Raw genomic sequence first — 21,290 nt, 5'->3', positions numbered from 1 at the left:
GGTGGGGCTGGCGGCGGCGCTGGGGGATCTGGCGGCGGCGCAGGGGGTGCTGGCGGATCTGGCGGTAGTTGAAAACTGCTCGGTTCTGCGCCTGATTCGGACCAAAAATGATCCCTTTGCCGACATGACTTCAGTGCAAGTTTGGCGAAGGGATTTTTTTGCCCGGCAAGTATGCCCTCGCGTTGATACGAGCATTAACGAGACGAAGATATGAAGTATTTGAAGAAGCAGAGGGAACTGGCACTCCGCCACTAATGTCGTAGCGGCATCACCTGGAGAATCGGATGACGCGCCCTCGGCATTTTCAAATCACTTACAGCTTGAGCAAGACTCGACGAATATTCGTTCAACCGGATACACACATGACCGATGAAGATGCCTGGTACTACGCCTGCCTGCACTCGGGCGTGGGCTTGCTGTATGGCGAACTATATCCGCAGGAAGACCACGCGCGCCTGGTCGAACATGCGAATTCGGCTGGTTTGACCGAGGTCTATTGGGAAGAGCTGCCTTGACGCCGATAATTACAGCCGAAAAAAAACCGTAGAAGGCAGGCTGGCTGAGCTCTGCTCCTACGGTTTTTTCGTTTTACTTCAAACGTGCTTCAACAGCACTTCGGGCCGGCCTTGCTGCCGTAACGAGCCTCCTGACGTTCGCGGAAAAACACCTCGTAACTCATCACCGGCTGATCCGGATGTCTAGTCTGCATATGCTCGACATAATTGTCGTAATCAGGCATCCCGACCATCAGACGCGCAGCCTGACCAAGGTACTTGCCGAGGCGATTCAGGTCGTTGAACATGCATCAGGCTTCCGGCACGGGTTGAAACGGCGCTTCTTTATCCGTGCGTTCCTTGGTGCCCCAGGCGGCAATACCGACCTTGAGCGCAAAGAACAGGATGCTGAAGACCACAAACAGGAACAGCGCCGTCAGCGTCGCGTTGGTATACGCGTTGTAGATCACATGCTGCATCTGATCGATGTTCTTGGCCGGTGCCAGCACCTGACCATTGGCCAGCGCGTCGCTGTATTTTTTCGCCAGCGCCAGGAAACCAATGGCCGGGTTGGCATCGAACAGCTTGATGAAGCCAGCGGTCGTGGTGCAGATCAGCAGCCAGACGGCGGGCAGCATGGTCACCCATACATAACGCTGGCGTTTCATTTTGATCAGCACGACGGTTGCAAGCATCAGTGCGATACCGGCCAGCATCTGATTGGAGATACCGAAAAGCGGCCACAAGGTGTTGATCCCACCGAGCGGATCGATCACGCCTTGATAAAGCAAGTAACCCCACATTGCCACACAGCCGGCGGTGGCAATCAGGTTGGCGGTCCAGGATTCGGTGCGTTTCAAGGCTGGCACGAAAGCGCCGAGCAGATCCTGCAGCATGAAGCGGCCGGCACGGGTACCAGCATCGACGGCGGTCAGAATGAACAACGCTTCGAACAAAATTGCAAAGTGGTACCAGAACGCCATGGTGTTTTCACCCGGCAACACGCTGTGCAGAATCTGCGCGATACCGACCGCCAGGGTCGGCGCACCGCCGGCACGGGCGAGGATCGTGGTTTCACCAATGTCCTTGGCGACTGCCTCCAGCGCTTCCGGAGTAATCGCAAAGCCCCAGCTGCTGACCGTCTGCGCTACTGAAACCACGTCGCTGCCGACGATGGCCGCCGGACTGTTCATGGCAAAGTAAACGCCCGGCTCGATCACCGAGGCGGCGACCATCGCCATGATCGCGACGAACGATTCCATCAGCATGCCGCCGTAACCGATGTAGCGCGCATGGCCTTCACTGGCGAGCAATTTCGGCGTGGTGCCGGAGGCGATCAGCGAGTGGAAACCCGAAACCGCACCACAGGCGATGGTGATGAACAGGAACGGGAACAGACCGCCCTTCCACACCGGCCCGGTGCCGTCGATGAACTGCGTCAGAGCCGGCATTTTCAGCTCGGGCATGGTGATCAGGATGCCGATCGCCAGGGCGACAATGGTGCCGATCTTGAGGAACGTCGAGAGATAATCACGCGGAGCCAGAATGAGCCATACCGGTAATACTGCAGCGACGAAGCCGTAGCCGATCAGCATCCAGGTGATCTGCACGCCGGTGAAGCTGAACGCCTTGGCCCACACTGGATCGGCAGCAATCTGCCCACCCAGCCAGATCGAGCCCAGCAACAGCAATACGCCGATGATCGAGATTTCGCCGATACGGCCTGGGCGGATGTAGCGCATATAGATGCCCATGAACATCGCGATCGGCAGGGTCGCCATCACGGTAAACATGCCCCAGGGACTTTCGGCCAGCGCTTTGACCACGATCAGCGCCAGCACCGCGAGGATGATGATCATGATCAGGAAACAGCCGAACAGCGCGATGGTGCCGGGGATACGGCCCATTTCTTCACGGACCATGTCGCCGAGCGAACGGCCATTGCGCCGGGTCGACAGGAACAGGACCATGAAATCCTGCACCGCGCCCGCCAGCACCACGCCGGCAATCAGCCAGAGCGTGCCGGGCAAGTAGCCCATTTGCGCCGCCAGCACAGGGCCGACCAGCGGTCCGGCACCGGCAATGGCGGCGAAGTGGTGGCCGAAGAGCACGTGTTTGTTGGTCGGCACGAAGTCCAGACCGTCATTGTTAAGCACGGCGGGAGTGGCACGATTGGGATCCAGCTGCATCACCTTGGTGGCGATGAACAGGCTGTAATAACGGTAAGCAACGAGGTAGATTGCGACGGCTGCGACTACGATCCACAGGGCGTTGATGGCTTCGCCGCGGCGCAGGGCCACGACACTCAGCGCGAACGCTCCCAGGACAGCCACGGCAAACCAGGCGAGGTGTTTAGCCAGACGGGGCATAGCGTGTCTCCTGCCGACAGCCAGTGACTGCGGCGGTAATTTTTATAATTGTGTCCGCTGAGCGGAGCTGGCCCAATATCCGCGCATGCCGTCTACAAATAAATCCGCGTTACTACGTACGCGCGGTCTACGTAGTTCTACGTAGAGCCACCAACCCGCAAGCCGAACAAGACTCCCCACAAACAGTTGGATAGCGGATTTACGATGAACGCAAACCATTCCAAATGCAGTGCTATTCCGGCCGTTCGATGGGAAGCGCACGCGTGTCTTCCCCTAACCCCCGGGTTCGACATGTCTGGATTGGCGAGGTATCGAGACGCGGGGTTTCAGCATGTCTCCATAAATGTCGGTATGGACATGACACCGTTCAGTGCGGTGATACGGGTCATTGCAGGATTTAGAAGGTGGATTGCCTGCCACGCCGAAGACTACGTGCAAGTCGTCACCACTGACGAAATCCAGCATGCACTTACACATCGAAAATTGGCGGTTTCCTTCGATCTGGAGGGGTCCAACATGCTCCTTCAGGATCCCGCAATGGTGGAGCTGTACGCGGCGCTTGGCGTTCGCCAGATGTTGCTGGCCTACAATCGTGACAACCCTGTTGCAGGCGGTTGTCATGGTTCGGGGATGGGATTGACCCGTCTGGGTCATGACGTTGTTGACGCTATAAATACGGCCGGAATCATCATCGACTGCTCACATGCGAGTAAACGTTCAAGCCTCGAGACCATGGAGATCTCACAACGCCCGGTGATCTTCTCTCACACCAACATCAAGGCCATCTTTGACCATCCACGGACCATCGACGACGAACAGATATTCGCCTGCGCGGCACAGGGAGGCGTGATTGGTCTGACCGGGTTAGGGATTTTCATGGGAGACCCTGAGGCCTCCGTTGCCGCTTTCATTCGCCAGATCGATTACCTGGCGGAACGGGTCGGGACTGACCACATCGGGTTGGGCCTGGATACTGAATTCCATTGTGTCGATGATTTGCCTGCAGGCGAAAACAGAAACGACTGGTGGCCATCGGAGCATTACGGGCAGATGGATGGACACCGCCAGCTGCAGCCCGAGATGATTGACACCGTTGCGGCCCGGCTTTCGTTCATGGGCTACGCCGCTACGGACATCAGTGCGATATTGGGTGAAAACTTCCTGCGTATTGCCCACGCGACGTGGCCGAAGTCGCGGCTCGATGTCGGCACCGGGGTTTTTTCTGCGTCAGCTGGCTGCAATCCGGCGATATAACATGCGCGCGCCCCACGACAGCATCACCGCCGGAATTGACAACAAGAAGGCGTACACAAGCCCGACCATGAGCAAAGGATCCGCTTGGGAGGTCAGCATCACGCATGGGATCTGGCCGAACATGACCACAGGGCCGGACAGCCATGCGTGTTCTGAAAATATCAGCCCAAGAATCAATGTCAGCCCCAGCGCTGCGGGATAGAGCACGGACCAATAGCGTTGCGCGTCTCAGGGTTCGTCTACTCCCGCCCACCAGGACGCTGACAGCCAGAAGCTCACGCTGATGAAGGAAGCAAAGACCGTTGCCAGCCAGATACTCTTCAATGACCCTCTCCCTTACATGTTTGCAGTGCATTGCCCTCAGCGCGCGCACATCGGCGTGCCTGATGATGGCAATTTCTGACTATGGACTGGCCACGTTCGCCTGCGTCTGCAACCCAGGCATGCTCGAAGAACCCTTTGTATCAAATTCCCGATAGGCCCCGGCGATTTTGCTCTGGCACAATCTGAATAACGACTTGACAGGTAAAGCGATCGTTTTACACTCGGCAGCATGAATAAACGAAATGAAATTCTCGCTGGGGCAGCGCTCACGTTTGAACAGCAAGGCTTCCGTGGAATCGGCATCGACCACATCCTCGCTACTACTGGAGCTTCAACACGTACGCTCTACAAACATTTCGGCTCACGCGACGGGCTGGTCACCGCAGTACTTGAAGCCAGGCATCTTGCCTTCATGAGACAGGTCGCCGAGCAGGACAGCAGCGTTGAGCCAGTCGGGTCCCTGTTCGATACGCTCCGTTGCTGGACAACACTCAGGGGCGCGCACGGCTGCATGCTACTGCGCGCCCGCAGCGAATATGCCGCAGCGAACGCAGATATCGTCAAGCTGGTTGAACGTCAAAAACTGGAATTCAGAGCCGAGGTTGCCGCGCGAGTTCTGGATGCACTGGGTCACGAGGACGATGAGCTCGTCAGTCAGATCTGGTTACTTTTCGAAGGCGCAACAGCGGCTGCCACCGTTTCGAATGTGTCAGTTATCGATGAGGCCAAAAGCGCTGCGCTCACGCTGGTCGAGCACGCTCGAGGACGCCACGCGTGAAGCGGGGAAGTCATTTGATAGCCGCAGCCTTCGCGTTGACGGCCCTGTCATACGGCCTCGCAAGGTTTGCCTATGGCCTGTTCCTGCCCCAGATCCGCAGCGATCTCGGCCTCGGTGTTTCCGCTGCAGGATGGATCGGCGGTAGCGCTTTTGCCGCTTATTGCCTAGGCATCGTGCTGACGTTTGTGAGTAACGGCAGGCTCAGCCCTCGCACAATCGTTGTCAGCGCCGGCTTGGCCGCCACTATTGGCATGGGGCTGATCGTACTTGCCTCGTCTGCAAGGATGTTGGGCTGCGGCGTCGCGCTCGCTGGACTGAGTACGGGGTTGACGTCGCCCCCTCTCGCCTCTGCTGTCGCTGCCCGGTTCAATGACAAGGATCGCCCCAGAGCGAACGGTTTCATTAATGCGGGAACAGCCGCAGGCATTTTATTTACAGGCTTGGCCGCCGTCATCGCTTACGGAGCATGGCGAGAACTGTATAGCGTATTCGCGTTGATCGGTGCGTGCGTGACAGTGTGGCTCTGGTTTGCCGTGCCCGCACAGGGCGCTGCTGACGTCGCAACCAGGTTCTCTATGAAGCTGCTGCAAAGGTCAGGTGTTCTGGCACTGTGTAGCAGCGCCTTTCTCATGGGGCTGGCGAGTACTGCGATCTGGACGTTCGGCGCAGACCTGCTGCGCAATGAATTTGGCTTCACCGACATCAACATTGCCTGGGCGTGGATAGCACTGGGCGCGGCGGGTATCAGCGGTTGCACAACCGGCCTGCTCACAAACCGCTACGGTACCCGCAGAATGCATGGCTTGGCGCTTCTGGGGATGGCGATCGGGATCCTGAGCCTGGCTGCAGCGACCCTCTCCCCGATCTTTGGCTTCACGGCCATGTGCGTATTCGGCGCCGCTTATATCGTTTCTTCAGGCGTGTATCTGATTCAGGGCATAGACCTGTTTCCAGATCGCCCGGACCTGGGCCTCGGCATTCCCTTTCTCGTCCTGGCACTTGGCCAAACCGCCGGGACTCCACTTTTTGCTGTCATGCTCGAAACCGCAAATGTTAAGACGGCCTTGTTTGTCTTTGCCGCTGCAGCCTGTTCAGCCATTTTTATCCGACCGTCAGCGCGCGCAGGCAATCTTGCTGAACCTCAATCGAACCAGGCCTAAGATGCAGCTCAAACATAAAATCGTCGCGCTCGGGATTCTGCCGCTGGTACTGGCGATCGCGGTCATCTGCGCGCTGGTAATTTCATTGAACCGCCAGCTCGGCGATCAACAGGCGCAGCTGATCGAAGACAGCATCCTGGCCAGCAAGCGCGCCGAGCTGAAAAACTACGTGGAAATGGCGCAGAGTCTCATCGCCCCGCTCTACGCCAATGGCCAGGGTGACGCGCAGGCGCAACGGCAAGTGCTGGAAGAACTGCGCAAACTAAGCTTCGGCATCAACGGCTATTTCTTCGTCTACGACCGTGAGGGACGCAGCCTGATGCACGCACGCCAGTCCGAGCTGGTCGGTCAGTACCTGTGGGACATGAAGGATCCGCAAGGTTTGCCGGTCATTCAGGCGCTGCTCAAAAGCGCACAATCGGGGGAAGGTTTCCAGCGCTATGCCTGGAATAAACCGTCGTCCGGTCAGGTTACCGACAAACTCGCCTACGTCGTCATGCTCGACCGCTGGGGCTGGATGCTCGGCACTGGCATTTACCTGGAAGACGTCGAACGCGCCACTCAACAGGCGCGCGACGAAGTGGCGCAAGGCATTCGCACCACGATGCTGGCGATTGCCGCCGTGGCGCTGGTGGCCGTGCTTTTTGTGTTTGCCAGCGGCATGACCCTCAATGTCAGCGAACACCGCCTCGCCGATAAAAAGCTGCAACGCCTGACCCAGCGCATCGTCAGTTTGCAGGAGGAGGAACGCTCACGAGTGTCCCGCGAGCTGCACGACGGCATCAGCCAGGTGCTGGTCTCGATCAAGTTTCAATTCGAGCTCGCCAGCCACGTACTGGAAAATGGGCAGGACAAAGGGCAGGAAAAAGGCCTGAGCATCTTGCGCGAGGCCATCCAGCGCCTGGGCGAGGCGATTGGCGAGGTTCGCAGTCTTTCGCACGACCTGCGCTCATCCCTGCTCGACACCCTGGGTTTGTCCGCCGCCATCGGCCAGCTTGCCGAAGAGTTCGAGCAACGCAGCGGGCTCACGGTCACGTACAACGACAATGAATTCGACTGTCATCTGGTCGATGGCGCCGCCGTATCGCTGTTTCGCATCGTCCAGGAGGGGCTTACCAACATCGAGCGCCACGCGCAGGCCAGGCACGTTTCGATTACCCTGCACGGCTCGCAAGAATCGATTCGGCTGACGATGGTCGATGACGGCATCGGTTTCAACGTCGCCCAGGTTGAACGCCATCAGGCCGGCATTGGCCTGCGCAACATTCGCGAACGTGTCGAACATTTCGGCGGCCGCTTTGAACTGATATCAATGCCGGGCAGCAGCGTGCTGGATGTGCTGTTGCCAATGAAAATCCCCGGCGCAAGACGCTGATCCGTCCTACAAGAGTGAATGCCTGCGATGAACCTGCCCTCCCCGATCCGCGTTGCCCTGGTCGACGATCACTCGCTGGTGCGTGACGGCATCAGAGCACTGCTGTCCGTCATGGCCCAACTTGAAGTCGTGGGTGAAGCCGAAGATGGTGCGCAGGCCATCGAGATGGTCGGCCGCTGCCAGCCGGATCTGCTGCTGGTCGACATCAGCCTGCGGGACATCAACGGACTTGAGCTGACCCGCGTCCTGCGCGGTCAGTACCCGGCGCTGAAAGTGCTGGTGTTGAGCATGTACGACAACTACGAATACGTCAGTGAATCGGTGCGCTCCGGCGCCAGCGGTTACGTGCTGAAGAACGCGCCGTCACGGGAAATCATCGCCGCCATCGAAGCGATCGCCAGCGGTGGCACCTTCTACAGTGCCGAGATCGCCCAGCGTTTGATTGCCGATAAAACCACCGACAACGAGCTGACACCGCGCGAGAGTCAGGTGCTGTCGAAAATGGTCCAAGGCTTCAACAACAAGGAAATGGCCCGTGAGCTGGACATCAGCGTGCGCACCGTGGAAACCCACCGGCTGAGTATCCGCCGCAAACTCAACATCGATAAGCCTGCGGCGCTGGTCAAGTACGCGATGGACCACGGGCTTGTTTCACGGTAAGCCATCAAGCCTGCGCAACTTCGACCACGCCCTCATTGAAGCGCACCGGCCACACGCGCAGTCGCTGTTGCGGATATTCCAGGCAACTGCCGTCTTCCAGACGGAAATGCTGCTTGTAGATCGGTGAGGCAACGACCATCTCACCCTTGATATTACCGATCAGCCCACGGCCGATCACATTGGCCCCGGATTGCGGGTCATGATTGTCGATGGCGTAGAGGGTTTTACCCTCAGCCGCCGGTAAATAAAACAGTGCCACTTGCACGCCGGCCAGCCAGACAACCACACCGGAATTATCGACCAGATCCTGCTGCCCGCACACCGGCGTCCACACCTCGGCACTGGTCAGGGTCGCGATGCGTTGCATATTGATCGGGCTCATCAGGCAATCTCCTCGGTGACGGGTATCAGGTTGAGTTCAGCGGCCATGATCGGGCGCCGCTGCCCGCGTTCCTGAACAAAATGGATGTCCGGATCGGGGCGTTTATCGTTGACGAAGGTGCGGAAGCGCTTGAGTTTTTCCGGGTCCTTCAAAGCGTTGGCCCACTCGCATTCGTAGCGATCGACCACTAGCTGCATCTGCGCTTCGAGCTCGGCTCCAAGACCCAGGCTGTCGTCGATGATCACGTTCCTGAGGTAGTTGAGACCGCCTTCGAGATTTTCACGCCAGACAGAAGTGCGCTGCAATTTGTCGGCGGTGCGAATGTAGAACATCAGGAAACGGTCGATGTAGCGGATCAGCGTGGCGTCATCCAGGTCAGTGGCGAACAGCTCGGCGTGGCGCGGGCGCATGCCGCCGTTGCCGGCGATATACAGGTTCCAGCCTTTCTCGGTGGCGATCACGCCGACATCTTTGCTCTGCGCTTCAGCGCACTCACGGGTGCAACCGGACACCGCGAATTTGAGCTTGTGCGGCGAGCGCAGACCTTTGTAGCGGTCCTCGATGGTCAGCGCCATTTGCACACTGTCCTGCACACCATAGCGACACCAGGTACTGCCCACGCAAGACTTCACCGTGCGGGTCGATTTGCCGTAGGCGTGCCCGGTCTCGAAACCGGCCTCGATCAGCTCGGCCCAAATCTCCGGCAACTCGTGCAATTGCGCGCCGAACAGGTCGATGCGCTGGCCGCCGGTGATCTTGGTATAGAGGTCGTATTTCTTTGCAACCACGCCGATAGCGATCAGCTTGTCCGCGGTGATCTCGCCGCCGGGAATACGCGGCACCACTGAGTAGGTGCCATTTTTCTGCATGTTGGCCATGAAGGTGTCATTGGTGTCCTGCAGCGGCACCAGTGACGCATCCATGATCGGCTGGTTCCAGCACGAAGCGAGAATCGAACCAACGGCAGGTTTGCACACATCGCAACCGGTGTGGCCGCGGCCATGTTTGGCGAGCAACTCTTCAAAAGTGATGATCCCCTCAACGCGCACCAGGGCATACAACTCCTGACGGGTGTAGGCGAAATGTTCGCACAGGCTCTTGTCGACGCTGACGCCCCGGGCAATCAGTTCATGTTCGAAGACTTGTTTGAGCAGACCGGCGCAACCACCGCAACCGGTGCAAGCCTTGGTTTGTGCCTTGAGTAAGCCGAGGTCAGTGCAGCCGCCATCAATAGCCGAGCAGATCGACCCCTTGGTGACATTGTGGCACGAGCAGACTGTGGCCGATTCCGGCAGCGCCGCCGGGCCCAGGGTTGGTGCACCGGTGGACGAAGGCAGAATCAGACTCGCGGGCTCCGCTGGCAAGGCGATCGCGTTCTGCATGTATTGCAGTAGCGTGTCGTAATAACTGTTGTCACCCACCAGAACTGCGCCGAGCACGTGTTTGCCGGTTGCATCCACCACCAGGCGGCGATAGCTTGCGCTGGCTTCGTCGATGAATTGATAGCTGCGTGCGCCCGGCGTGCTGCCGTGAGCGTCGCCGATGGAGCCGACATCGACGCCGAGCAGTTTCAGTTTGGTCGACATGTCCGCGCCCATGAACGGCTCTGCGACGTGATTGCAGAGGATTGCAGCCACGCCGCGGGCCATCTGGTAGCCCGGCGCAACCAGGCCAAACAGGCTGCCGTTCCACGAGGCGCACTCGCCGATGGCATAAATGTGCGGATCGCTGCTCAGGCACTGGCTGTTCACCACCACGCCGCCGCGCGGGCCGATGTCCAGCGCCGACTGCCGGGCCAGCGCGTCTTGCGCACGAATGCCGGCGGAGAACACGATCAGGTCAGTCTCGAGAAATTCGTCATTGGCGAAATTCATCCGATAGCGATACTGCTCACCCGCAGTGATCGACTGGGTTGCGCGGGATAAGTGCACGCCGACGCCGAGGCGTTCGATCTGCGACTTGAGTGCCATCCCGCCCATTTCATCCAGCTGCACCGGCATCAGGCGCGGCGCGAATTCGACAACGTGCGCTTCCAGGCCAAGACTTTTCAGCGCATTGGCGGCTTCGAGACCGAGCAATCCACCGCCCACCACCACACCGCGTCTGGCGTTGGCAGCGGCGGCGCGAATCGCGTCGAGGTCTTCAAGGGTTCGGTAAACCAGCCGTGAATCGCCCTGGGCGCCCTCGACCGGTGGAACGAACGGATAGGAGCCTGTGGCCAGCACCAGTTTGTCGTAAGCGACGCACCCTTGCGCAGTGATCACTTGACGCCGGGCGCGGTCGATTTCCAGCACCGGTACGCCCAGATGCAGCGTGACGCCCGGCGTCTGATACAGCGCGGCATCCCCGAGGGCCAGCGACTCGGCATCGCGGCCGGTAAAGTATTCGGACAGGTGCACGCGATCATAGGCGCGCATCGGCTCCTCGCTGAACACGTGTAGCCGATACTGCTCAAGCGCGCCGCGCTCGATCAACTGTTCGACACAATGATGGCCGACCATGCCATTGCCGATCACCACCAGAGTTTGCAATTCATTCATCGCGGCAACATTGGAATTCATAAGAAGCACCCGGCTAAAGCGGTTCAAAAAGCAAAAAAAAACGCCTGAAACCTTTCGGTTCCAGGCGTCTTTGCCTGTTCTTTTGCGGTGTCAACTACAGACGGCTATGCCTGGTCCACCGATGTTGCCCGCGAATCGATCATCGTTGACCGAGGGGCTGCCCACTCGACTGCGTAAGGGTGGGCCTGATTTCGGTGTTGCACTGTTTGTGCCAGATGGCCGAAGTACCGGTTTAGAGCCTTCTCTCGGACTCGAGGGTTTGTTCGGAACTTGCGCAATGTGCATTGGCTTAGTGCAGATTCAGGTTTGGGGCTTTATAAAAGTGCACGCTGCCGGGCTTTTGCATATCTGCGCCATTTTTTGCATGAGGGTGCGACAGCGGTCTATATCGGGACTGCCCTGGCGCGGCGTTGTGGTGTTACTTTGCAGAGGCACTCTGAAACGTTTTGTTTCGTTTATTCATCACCACCTGCAAAGGAATGCCCAGCAATGCACTTTTCGCTCAAGCACCTGGCCGCTACCACCCTGATTGTGGCGAGCCTGTCGGCCTTCACGACATCGGCTCAGGCCAATCTCACGCCGCAACAAAACGCGGTCATTCTCAAGACGCTCAATGACGCCTCGGTTACCGATTTCCGCCAGTTCCTCGCCAGCCTGGCGAAAACCGATCTGGCCAAAACGAATGACATCGCCCCGGCAATTGGCGCTTTCCTCGGCGACAAGTCACTCACTGCCGAACAGCAGAACGCAATCCACCGCCTGCTCGGGCTCTACGCTCGGATCAAGTACGGCAGCGCTGCGACCGAAACGTTGCGCGAACTGGTGGCCATCCCGACCTTCCAGGTCGAAGGCGTGGCGCAGCATGACAACCCTGAATTCATCAAGATCGCCGATAAGATCAAGAACCTCGCAGACGCCTTCAACCTGAAATTCCGCAACATCGACAACCGTGTCTACGAAATTTCCCTGGACGGCAGCGGCCCTGAAGTCGTCGGCATCCACGCGCATGCCGACGTGGTTCCGGTGACTCCAGAGAACTGGGTACTGGAGGACGGCACGCGGCTCGACCCCTTCAAGGTGACCCTGATCGGCGACCGCATGTACGGTCGCGGCACCGAGGATGACAAGAACGGCATCGTCGTCTCGTTGTATGCCATGAAGGTCATCAAGGAAGAAAAGCTGCACTTGGCGCGTAATTTCAAGCTGCTGGTCGACACCACGGAAGAAACTACCGGTGACGCCATTCCTTATTACTTCGAACACAACCCAACGCCGAAGTACAACCTGGCGCTGGATGGGGGTTACCCGGTGGTAATCGCTGAAAAAGGCTACGGCACGGTCATGGCGAATTTTGCCCGACGCCCTGCCGAGGGCACAGGGGCGGAGATCACCTCGATGACCGGCGGCCTGGCCACCAACCAGATCCCATCCGCTTCCGTCGCCACCCTGGTCACCGACAAACCCGTCGAACTGGCCGCCACTCTCGGGAAGGCCGGCGCGGACTACGCCAAGCACAACGGTGGCAATTTCAGCGTGACCGCCAAGGTGGTCGACAAAGACGTCAAGCTGACCGTCACCGGTGTTTCAGCGCACTCCTCCGAGCCGGAATCCGGTGTCAACCCGGTGGCCAGAATGCTCGACTTCATCAACAGCCTCGACGGCAAGGTCGCGCTCAAACACAACTACATCACAGACGCTGCCCGCTACGCCGCCGACAACTGGGGTCTGGATTACCTGGGTGGAAAATTGGGCGTCGGTTTCTCCGATACGTTCATGGGACCGCTGACCACGTCGCTGACTTTTGTTGGTATGGACGAAAAAACCTTCAAGCTGGCGGTGAACCTGCGCGTGCCGAAGGGCAAATCCCCGGAAGTGCTCAAGGCTGAAATTGCCGAAAAACTGGACGCTTGGAGCAAAAGGTCCAAGGTCGCTGTGGCGTTCGATTACTCGGTCGCAGAACCGATGTACCGCAACCCGGAAGGTGAATGGGTCAAAGCGTTGCTGGCGGTTGCCAGCGAGAACCTGGGCATGGAACACAAGTTCGGCACCTCAGCTGGCGCGACGTCGGTGCATGAACTGCCGAATGGCGTGCAGTTCGGCCTCGCGCGGCCGGAGGCCAAATACACCGGCCATACGGATAACGAGTTCAAGACGGTTGACCAGTTTCTGCTGGACTTGCAGATCGTGACAGAAATGATGGGACGTATCGGGCAGTTGCCGAAGCTCTGATTCGTTCTTGCACTGATGGGCGGTTTCGGAGGTAAATCGCACGAAATAAAAAAGCCACTCATTGAGTGGCTTTTTGTTGCCGCAGCACCGCATCACAATGGCATCAATCGAGCGACTGGCCGAATTTCAGCAGGTTGCCGTCCGGATCAATCACGTAAAGTTCGGCGGTTCCCCACGCCGTGCGAGTCACTTCCTGAAGTTCAGGCAACGCAATCTTCAGTACCGCGTATAAGGACTCGATATCGTCAACACGAATGTAGCAGGACGTGTTCTCGGCAATGTGCTTGTCGGCGCAGCTCCAGAAATGCAGCTCGACGTCCCCCCAGGCTGCCATTCCATAAGAAAAATCTTCAATATGCTGAGCTTTGAACCCCAAGCCTCTGTAGAAATCGAGTGTGCGTGCGATATCGGTCGACGCCAGAATCGGGATGGCCTTGGACAGGTGTGGCTGGGTATCGGTCATTATGTTCTCCATAACATTAGAGGAAGCGGGCCGGGTCTGCGGCCCGGTCGGCCACTGTCCACATCCTGGCCGATACTTGCAGATTCCAGGTGGTCAGCAGCAGCAAAGGATTTCAGTGAGAAAATCTCGGGCAAAAAAAAAGACCCGAAGGTCTTTTCTTTTTTCTCCATGGCGTCCTGTAGAACACCGTGAAGTAATATTTGGAGCGGGAAACGAGACTCGAACTCGCGACCCCGACCTTGGCAAGGTCGTGCTCTACCAACTGAGCTATTCCCGCGTCTTGGTGAGGCGCATTCTATAGAAACCGGATGCCCCGTCAACCCTTTGATTCAAAAATGTTTTATTTCTTTTCAACCTCGGTCCTCAGATGCGGCCAGGCAGCGCGCAGGTATTGAACCATGGACCACAGGGTCAAACCTGCCGAGATCAGTAGCAAGGCGTAGCCCAACAGAACCCAGAACGTGAAGCTCGATGGATTGGCCAGGAGGATCACCAGCGCCAGCATCTGCGCAGCGGTTTTCCATTTGCCGAGGTTCGATACCGCAACGTGCGCACGTGCGCCCAGTTCGGCCATCCATTCACGCAATGCCGAGACGACAATTTCGCGCCCGATGATCACGGCCGCCGGCAGCGTCAGCCACAAATTACCGTGCTCCTGCACCAGCAATACCAGCGCGACAGCAACCATCAGCTTGTCGGCAACCGGATCGAGGAAAGCCCCGAACGGCGTGCTTTGTTCCAGGCGGCGGGCGAGATACCCGTCCAGCCAGTCCGTTGCTGCGGCAAATGCGAACACCGAAGCGGACGCCATGTAACTCCATTGATACGGCAGGTAGAACAGTAAAATGAAGATCGGGATGAGCAGGACGCGTAGTACGGTAATCAGATTAGGGATATTCATCGGCACAACTGGCTACGAGGTGAGGAGGCATTCTACTCGCTGTGCAGATTTGCATAAATCAACTCTGCGAGCTTTTTACTGATTCCGGGTGCTTTGGCGATCTCTTCGATGCTGGCACGAGACAGCTCCTGCAATCCACCAAAATGTTTCAACAAATCGCGGCGGCGCGTCGGGCCGACGCCTGCAACTCCCTCAAGCGTAGAGGTACGGCGGGTTTTGCCACGACGGGCGCGGTGCCCGGTAATTGCAAAACGGTGCGCTTCGTCGCGGATCTGCTGGATCAAATGCAGGGCCGGTGAGTCGCCGCGCAAGGTGAACTCGTGCGCGGCATCATTCAGATACAAGGTTTCAAAGCCGGCCTTGCGTGTCGCGCCTTTGGCTACACCTAGCAAAATCAGGTCGGGCACGGCCAATTCATTAAGCACGTCGCGCGCCATCGACAACTGGCCCTTACCGCCGTCCACCAACAGAATGTCCGGCAACTTGCCCTCGCCGTCCTTGAGCTTGCTGAAGCGTCGAGTCAGTGCCTGGTGCATGGCGGCGTAATCGTCGCCCGCCGTCACGCCTTCGATGTTGTAGCGGCGGTAATCGGATTTGATCGGACCTTCCGGTCCGAAGACGACACAGGATGCCACCGTGGCTTCACCGCTGGAGTGACTGATGTCGTAGCATTCCAGCCGCTGCGGCGGCTCGTCGAGCTTTAGCACTTCGGCCAACGCTTCAAAACGGGCGCCCATATGTTGCCGGTTGGCCAGCCGCGCACCCAGCGCCTGCTCGGCATTGGTGACAGCCAACTGCTGCCAGCGTGCACGCGTCCCACGGACTCTATGGCTGATGGTCAACTCACGACCACGCAGCTCTTCAATGGCCTCGATCACGGTGGGGAAATCTTCGTGAACCACGTTGACGATCAGTTCACTCGGAAGGTCGCGCTCGGGGCTGCTGATGAAATAGTGCCCGAGAAATGCCGCCATGACTTCGGAAACATCTTCTTCAATACCGACCTGAGGGAAGAAGTTCTTGCTCCCCAATACCCGCCCGCCCCGTACGCTGATCAGGTGAACGCAGGCACCACCGGGGTTGACGAATGCCGCGATTACATCAACGTCGCCAGATCCGCCCTCCATGCTTTGCTGGTCCTGCACCCGGCGCAGCAGCGATATCTGATCGCGCAGTTCCGCAGCCCGTTCGAATTCCAGATTGATCGCGGCCTCTTCCATCGCTTTCGACAACTCGTCCGTCAGGGCATTGCTGCGTCCTTCCAGAAACATCACCGAGTGCCGCACATCTTCAGCGTAAACCTCGGGCTCGACCAGACCGACACACGGCGCCTTGCAGCGCTTGATCTGATATTGCAGACACGGGCGCGTGCGGTTGCGGTAGTAACTGTCTTCACACTGGCGTACGAAAAAGGTTTTTTGCAGCAGGCTCAGGCTTTCGCGGATCGCACCCGCGCTCGGGTACGGGCCGAAATATTTGCCCTTGGCCTTCTTCGCCCCACGGTGAATGCTCAGCCGCGGAAACTGCCCGTCCGACAGGAACACGTACGGATAGGATTTATCGTCACGCATCAGGATGTTGTAGGGCGGCCGCCATTCCTTGATCAGCGTCTGCTCAAGCAACAAGGCTTCGGTTTCGTTCGCCGTGATCGTCGTCTCGACCTGGGCGATTCGCGCTACCAGCGCAGCAGTCTTGGGCGCAAGGCCAGACTTGCGAAAGTAGCTCGACAGACGACTCTTGAGGTTTTTCGCCTTGCCGACGTAGAGCAGGCGCGCCTCGCTGTCGAACATGCGATAGACACCGGGGCGACCACTGACGGTGGACAGAAATGCGCTTGGATCGAAAGTATCGGTCATGTCAGAGGCTGGCATCTACCATGCCGTGGCGGACCGCCAGGAGCGTCAGCTCGACGTCGCTACTGATCGAAAGTTTTTCGAAAATTCGATATCGGTAGGTGTTGACGGTTTTAGGCGACAGGCACAACTTGTCCGAAATGATCTGCACTTTCTGGCAGCCAACGATCATCAACGCGATCTGGATCTCCCGCTCCGACAACGTATCGAACGGCGAATCATTGGTCGGCTGAAAAGATTTTATCGCCAGCTGCTGGGCAATTTGCGGGCTTATGTATCGCTGCCCGGCGAACACCAGGCGGATGGCCTGGACCATTTCGGGCAGCCCGGCGCCCTTGGTCAGATAACCGGCCGCGCCAGCCTGCAGCAAGCGCGTCGGGAACGGATCTTCCTCGCACACGGTGACCGCAACAACCTTGATGTCCGGATGACTGCGCAACAGTTTGCGCGTGGCTTCCAGGCCGCCGATGCCTGGCATCTTCACGTCCATCAAAACCACATCGGGTTTCAGGTCCCGCGCCTTGAGCAGGGATTCTTCGCCTGACTCGGCCTGGCCGACCACTTGCAGACCATCGATGTCAGCCAGCATTCGTGTAATGCCGGTACGAACGAGATCATGGTCATCGACCACTAGCACCCTAATCAAGCAGACACCTCGCGATATGGTCATATTGAGTTGCCGACACCTTAGCAAAAAGCGACTGACAGACCTAGCGGCAAGCGTCATTAAAACAGTTTCAATTCGTCTTGAAAGGCTTGTCGCATGCGCGTTTCAGACAGCTGGGGGACCAACGTCACGCTGCATTCTCAGGAAACAATCGTCAGTACCGACCACCCTCAGGCCTTTTCTTTCATACAAGCATTTCGCGGGATTATTCTGGAAAACCGTCAACCGCAGTGCGGGACGTCGTTCCTTGCATGCCATGGCGAAAACCTGATCGATCACCCAGGATCCGGCACCCTGGCGCTGAAATGCCGTCAATACGTGCAGTTCCCGGATGTACAGAGCCCTGGCGTCGCGACTCAGGCTTACGAACCCCCAACGTTCGCCGCGCTGCATTATCAGCAGGTTTTCCCGCCCGGCCCAGGCAACGTCGAACGCTTCGTCCTGCCAGCGCAGGTCGTGGTCGATGTAATAGCGCAGCATGGCTTGACGAGTGAGCGTCCGGGCAAATTCCAGCGCCTCTGATGTTGCCGGGCTCAGTTCAAATCCTGAGCCAAGGGACGATTGCGTCATGATCGGGCTGTTCCTGGGCAAGTGAGCTGAAGTGTGTCACAACCTTCGCGGCGCTCAAGCAATAGAAAATGCCATCCTCTATCGATAACATTTTCTGATTGAATCCGCATACCGCCCTCTAGTAAGCTCGGCGCATCCATCGGAGATTGATCATGTTCAACACCCTCTCACCGCTTACTGCTGTCAGCGCCCTGCGCTCGGTTGCGGCTGCCCGGGTGAATAATCTCAGTCAGTCCGTCAGCTTCTATTTTGGGTATTGGTTTAGCCACTGGCGCGCCTGATACCCACACGGCGCCCACTTCAAACGGGTCGCCACCAGAGATTTCTCAACCCCCGGTCGGCTTCCCGACCGGGGGTTTTGTTTTTTCAGCTTGCTACTTTTGCCAACACTTGAGGATTCACACATGAACTACGCCACTTATTACCGTCACGACAGTTTTACCGCCTGGCGATTTAGCAGCCTCCGCTCGGGACAGCCTGCCGCCTCCGACCGGTCACCCGCAGGTGGCACGCACACGCCCGTGATCAACCCGGCCAATTGTCGAACACCCCAGTAGGGCCGAGCGCGCGGGAACGAACCCGCCGCCAGCCCAGGAAGCCTGAATATGAACTCGTCCGTCTCTGCTCTGCCGCTGTCCACCCTGAGCCCTGCCAATGAAGTGCTGACCGTGCGTCTGCCAACCTCATTGCAACTCAAACAGCAATTGCCACTCAACAACACGCTGACCCGGCAAGTCGCCAGCCATCGCGATGCCATTCGTTCGATCCTCACCGGTGAAGACTCTCGTCTGCTGGTCATCGTCGGTCCATGCTCGATTCACGACCCCGAATCCGCCCTCGAATATGCTGGCAACCTTGCACGTCTCGCTGATGAAGTCAGCGACCAGATGCTGCTGGTGATGCGCGCCTACGTCGAAAAACCACGCACCACGGTAGGCTGGAAAGGCCTCGCCTACGATCCGCATCTTAACGGCAGCGATGATATGGCCCACGGCCTCACATTGTCCCGGGCGCTCATGCGTGAAATGCTTGAGCTGGGCCTGCCGATCGCCACCGAATTACTGCAACCGATGGCCGCCGGCTACTTCGATGACCTGCTCAGCTGGGTCGCGATCGGTGCACGCACCACTGAATCGCAGATCCACCGGGAAATGGCCAGCGGCCTGAGTATGGCAGTCGGTTTCAAAAACGGCACCGATGGCAGTATTTCCGTAGCCAGTGACGCCATGCGATCAGCCGCGCACCCCCACCGTCATTTTGGCGTAGACAGCCAGGGGCATCCGGCCATCGTCCACACCTCTGGCAACCCAGATACTCATCTCGTACTGCGCGGCGGCCACCGAGGACCGAATTACGACCGCGACAGCGTTGCTCAGGTGAACAGTGACCTCAAAAAGCTGCAGATCCCGGCCCGGATCATGGTTGATTGCAGCCACGCCAACAGCGGCAAAGACCCGCTGCGTCAACCCGCAGTATTCAATGATGTACTCGATCAGCGTCTGCAAGGTGACTCGACATTGATCGGCATGATGCTCGAAAGTCATCTTTTTGAAGGTTGCCAGGCGTTGACGCCTTCGCTGCGTTACGGCATCTCGGTAACCGACGCTTGCCTGGGCTGGAACGCGACGGAGCAATTATTGCGTCAGGCTGCAACGCGGCTGCGCCGACCCTGAGCTTCGACCGTCCGGTCTCGCAAAGGCCGGACGGCTTCACGAACGCGCCTGCAGCACCGCCACTTCGCTGCAGGACGGGTACGGTTATCCCGATTTGAATGCAGTGGAAGAGAGTCGTTGCCAGGGAGTCGAAAAATTCCGAACAAGGCCTGGTGGGTCTTCGCGCTTTCGCACCTGCCCTATTCCGCTTTCGCCGCTCTACAGCGGACTTTTCATACATCGCGGCTGAGCAAGAGTGCATTAGAGTGAAGCCCGGACACCCCAAGCAACTTCCCGAAGAAGGTACGCACATGCAATGGAATGCAAAGACTGAGTTTCCGATTCTTCTGGTTCATGGACTTTTCGGTTTTGATCGAATTGGCCGTGCAGACCTCTTCCACGATATCAGACAATCCCTGCGCAGCGCTGGCGCCAGGGTGTTCATTCCTCATCTTTCAGCGATCCATTGCAACGAAACGCGCGGCGAACAACTGCTGGCACAGATCGAACGAGTGCTCGACGGCACCGGCGCAGAAAAAGTCAACCTCATCGGTCACAGCCAAGGGGCACTCACCGTCCGCTATGCCGCAGCGATTGCGCCTGAGGTTGTCGCCTCTGTCACCTCCGTCAGCGGTCCGAATCACGGTTCGGAACTCGCGGATGTCCTGCGCAATGCGCTGACGCCAGGAAAACTTCCGGAAAAAGTCGCAGAAACCGTCGCCACCCTGTTTGCGGATTTCATCTCGGTACTCAGCGGGCATGCAAAAATGCCGCAAAATGCCCTGGGGGCATTGAACGCGCTGACCACTGAAGGGGTTGGCGCATTTAATGACAAGTACCCTCAGGGTTTACCAGCCACGTGGGGCGGCAAGGGCCGCGACCAGGTCAACGGCGTTCGCTACTACTCCTGGAGCGGAACATTGCAGGGGACCGTGCTGAAAGAAGGCGCCAATACCCTGGACCCGCTGCACGGATTCTGCCGTGCCTTTTCCCGCTATTTTTCCACCGAGGCAGAGCACAACGACGGCATGGTCGGCCGTTTCAGCTCCCACCTGGGCAAGGTGATTCGCTCCGATTATCCGCTGGATCATATGGACAGTATCAATCAGACCGCCGGCCGAGTTCGCCCGGGCGTCGACCCGGTCGGGCTGTACTTGCAGCACGCCGAACGATTGCGAAAGGCCGGACTGTAGCGGCTCGAGGGAACTTTGAGAAGAAATGGGCCACTGAATCCGGTAGGCTCAATTCTTTACCGAACGTTGAAAGGAGTATTTATCCATGGCTAAAGCCACTGCCCGTCACATCCTGGTTGCCAGCGAAGACAAATGTAACGAACTCAAGACGCAAATCGAGGGCGGCGCTGATTTCGCCGAAGTGGCCAAGGCCAACTCCACTTGCCCGTCCAGCCGTCAGGGCGGGGATCTGGGTTCGTTTGGTCCAGGTCAAATGGTCAAGGAATTCGATACCGTGGTTTTCAGCGCGCCGATCAACGTCGTGCAGGGCCCGGTGAAAACCCAGTTTGGTTACCACCTGCTTGAAGTAACCAGCCGTCAGGACTGATCATCGCCTGATTGCCCGCGCAACGGCCCGCCTTTCTG

22 protein-coding genes and 1 tRNA gene are annotated in these 21,290 nt (G+C 58.2%); 12 read left to right on the top strand and 11 right to left on the bottom strand.

The window, feature by feature from the left end:
• Together F8N12_RS27680 and F8N12_RS18800 are read left to right on the top strand one after the other, a co-directional pair.
• Positions 1-214 (top strand): hypothetical protein (locus F8N12_RS27680; protein WP_191623187.1); only part of this gene is annotated, 214 nt, incomplete at its 5' end.
• A 70-nt stretch (positions 215-284) separates the two neighbouring features.
• On the top strand, positions 285-515 hold the full coding sequence (locus F8N12_RS18800; protein ID WP_150581812.1) for a DUF6555 family protein: 231 nt from the start codon (positions 285-287) through the stop codon (positions 513-515).
• Between the two features lie 89 nt (positions 516-604).
• On the opposite strand, the gene F8N12_RS18795 is transcribed toward F8N12_RS18800, so the two are convergent.
• Positions 605-802 (bottom strand): YbdD/YjiX family protein, encoded by a 198-nt coding sequence (locus F8N12_RS18795; protein WP_150581811.1) that lies wholly within the window; start codon positions 800-802, stop codon positions 605-607.
• 3 nt (positions 803-805) lie between these two features.
• Complete coding sequence (locus F8N12_RS18790; RefSeq protein ID WP_150581810.1) at positions 806-2,863, bottom strand: carbon starvation CstA family protein; 2,058 nt, start codon at positions 2,861-2,863, stop codon at positions 806-808.
• Positions 2,864-3,067: 204 nt separating this feature from the next.
• Between F8N12_RS18790 and F8N12_RS18785 the strand changes: the two genes are divergently transcribed.
• Positions 3,068-4,117 carry a membrane dipeptidase gene (locus F8N12_RS18785; protein WP_150581809.1) on the top strand — a complete coding sequence of 350 codons (1,050 nt, stop codon included), beginning with the start codon at positions 3,068-3,070 and terminating at the stop codon, positions 4,115-4,117.
• Here the strand turns inward: F8N12_RS18785 and F8N12_RS27675 are convergent.
• On the bottom strand, positions 4,091-4,324 hold the full coding sequence (locus F8N12_RS27675) for a hypothetical protein (RefSeq protein WP_191623186.1): 234 nt from the start codon (positions 4,322-4,324) through the stop codon (positions 4,091-4,093). The genes F8N12_RS18785 and F8N12_RS27675 overlap by 27 nt on opposite strands.
• Positions 4,325-4,670: 346 nt before the next feature.
• On the opposite strand from F8N12_RS27675, the gene F8N12_RS18775 reads away from it, so the two are divergent.
• The 4 genes from F8N12_RS18775 to F8N12_RS18760 are packed head-to-tail and all read left to right on the top strand — an operon-like array spanning position 4,671 to position 8,414.
• Positions 4,671-5,219, top strand: a complete 549-nt coding sequence (locus F8N12_RS18775) for a TetR/AcrR family transcriptional regulator (RefSeq protein WP_150581808.1) — start codon at positions 4,671-4,673, stop codon at positions 5,217-5,219.
• Positions 5,216-6,379: an MFS transporter gene (locus F8N12_RS18770; RefSeq protein WP_150581807.1), complete on the top strand. Its 1,164-nt coding sequence runs from the start codon at positions 5,216-5,218 to the stop codon at positions 6,377-6,379. The genes F8N12_RS18775 and F8N12_RS18770 overlap by 4 nt, the downstream gene beginning before the upstream one ends.
• 1 nt (position 6,380) lies before the next feature.
• Positions 6,381-7,754 carry a cache domain-containing protein gene (locus tag F8N12_RS18765; protein ID WP_150581806.1) on the top strand — a complete coding sequence of 458 codons (1,374 nt, stop codon included), beginning with the start codon at positions 6,381-6,383 and terminating at the stop codon, positions 7,752-7,754.
• A 27-nt stretch (positions 7,755-7,781) separates the two neighbouring features.
• The gene (locus F8N12_RS18760; protein WP_150581805.1) at positions 7,782-8,414 is read left to right on the top strand and encodes a response regulator; all 633 of its coding nucleotides are present in this window, start codon (positions 7,782-7,784) and stop codon (positions 8,412-8,414) included.
• Between the two features lie 4 nt (positions 8,415-8,418).
• On the opposite strand, the gene nirD is transcribed toward F8N12_RS18760, so the two are convergent.
• Both nirD and nirB read right to left on the bottom strand, forming a co-directional pair.
• Positions 8,419-8,796, bottom strand: coding sequence for a nitrite reductase small subunit NirD (gene nirD / locus F8N12_RS18755; RefSeq protein ID WP_150581804.1), 378 nt, complete (start codon positions 8,794-8,796; stop codon positions 8,419-8,421).
• Complete coding sequence (gene nirB / locus F8N12_RS18750) at positions 8,796-11,357, bottom strand: nitrite reductase large subunit NirB (RefSeq protein ID WP_150581803.1); 2,562 nt, start codon at positions 11,355-11,357, stop codon at positions 8,796-8,798. The genes nirD and nirB overlap by 1 nt, the downstream gene beginning before the upstream one ends.
• Positions 11,358-11,846: 489 nt before the next feature.
• Here nirB and F8N12_RS18745 point away from each other — a divergent pair, with 489 nt between their 5' ends.
• A complete protein-coding gene (locus F8N12_RS18745) occupies positions 11,847-13,586 on the top strand; it encodes a dipeptidase (protein ID WP_150581802.1) in 1,740 nt (579 codons plus the stop codon).
• Between the two features lie 103 nt (positions 13,587-13,689).
• Here F8N12_RS18745 and F8N12_RS18740 read toward each other — a convergent pair whose 3' ends face one another.
• The 6 genes from F8N12_RS18740 to F8N12_RS18715 all read right to left on the bottom strand — a co-directional run bounded on the left by F8N12_RS18740 (position 13,690) and on the right by F8N12_RS18715 (position 18,040).
• Positions 13,690-14,049, bottom strand: coding sequence for a bleomycin resistance protein (locus F8N12_RS18740; RefSeq protein ID WP_150581801.1), 360 nt, complete (start codon positions 14,047-14,049; stop codon positions 13,690-13,692).
• Positions 14,050-14,250: 201 nt separating this feature from the next.
• Positions 14,251-14,326: transfer RNA gene (locus F8N12_RS18735), tRNA-Gly, on the bottom strand.
• Positions 14,327-14,389: 63 nt separating this feature from the next.
• On the bottom strand, positions 14,390-14,950 hold the full coding sequence (gene pgsA / locus F8N12_RS18730; protein WP_150581800.1) for a CDP-diacylglycerol--glycerol-3-phosphate 3-phosphatidyltransferase: 561 nt from the start codon (positions 14,948-14,950) through the stop codon (positions 14,390-14,392).
• A 32-nt stretch (positions 14,951-14,982) separates the two neighbouring features.
• The gene (gene uvrC / locus F8N12_RS18725) at positions 14,983-16,806 is read right to left on the bottom strand and encodes an excinuclease ABC subunit UvrC (protein ID WP_150581815.1); all 1,824 of its coding nucleotides are present in this window, start codon (positions 16,804-16,806) and stop codon (positions 14,983-14,985) included.
• A 1-nt stretch (position 16,807) separates the two neighbouring features.
• A complete protein-coding gene (gene uvrY / locus F8N12_RS18720; RefSeq protein ID WP_191623185.1) occupies positions 16,808-17,449 on the bottom strand; it encodes a UvrY/SirA/GacA family response regulator transcription factor in 642 nt (213 codons plus the stop codon).
• Positions 17,450-17,575: 126 nt separating this feature from the next.
• Entirely contained in the window at positions 17,576-18,040 is a 465-nt protein-coding gene (locus tag F8N12_RS18715; RefSeq protein WP_150581798.1) for a GNAT family N-acetyltransferase, read from the bottom strand.
• A gap of 152 nt (positions 18,041-18,192) precedes the next feature.
• Between F8N12_RS18715 and F8N12_RS28040 the strand changes: the two genes are divergently transcribed.
• From F8N12_RS28040 to F8N12_RS18700, 4 genes are all read left to right on the top strand, one after another.
• Positions 18,193-18,321: a hypothetical protein gene (locus F8N12_RS28040; RefSeq protein WP_263596522.1), complete on the top strand. Its 129-nt coding sequence runs from the start codon at positions 18,193-18,195 to the stop codon at positions 18,319-18,321.
• 324 nt (positions 18,322-18,645) lie between these two features.
• Positions 18,646-19,713 carry a 3-deoxy-7-phosphoheptulonate synthase gene (locus tag F8N12_RS18710; RefSeq protein WP_150581797.1) on the top strand — a complete coding sequence of 356 codons (1,068 nt, stop codon included), beginning with the start codon at positions 18,646-18,648 and terminating at the stop codon, positions 19,711-19,713.
• A gap of 290 nt (positions 19,714-20,003) precedes the next feature.
• Positions 20,004-20,885 carry a triacylglycerol lipase gene (locus tag F8N12_RS18705; RefSeq protein ID WP_150581814.1) on the top strand — a complete coding sequence of 294 codons (882 nt, stop codon included), beginning with the start codon at positions 20,004-20,006 and terminating at the stop codon, positions 20,883-20,885.
• 85 nt (positions 20,886-20,970) lie between these two features.
• Positions 20,971-21,252 (top strand): peptidylprolyl isomerase, encoded by a 282-nt coding sequence (locus F8N12_RS18700; protein WP_028622714.1) that lies wholly within the window; start codon positions 20,971-20,973, stop codon positions 21,250-21,252.
• The last annotated feature ends 38 nt before the right edge of the window (positions 21,253-21,290 follow it).

The organism is Pseudomonas fluorescens, assembly GCF_902497625.1.
Taxonomy (GTDB): domain Bacteria; phylum Pseudomonadota; class Gammaproteobacteria; order Pseudomonadales; family Pseudomonadaceae; genus Aquipseudomonas; species Aquipseudomonas fluorescens_BQ.
Note: the sequence above shows the minus strand (reverse complement) of the source record. Positions and strands in the feature narration are given on the sequence as shown.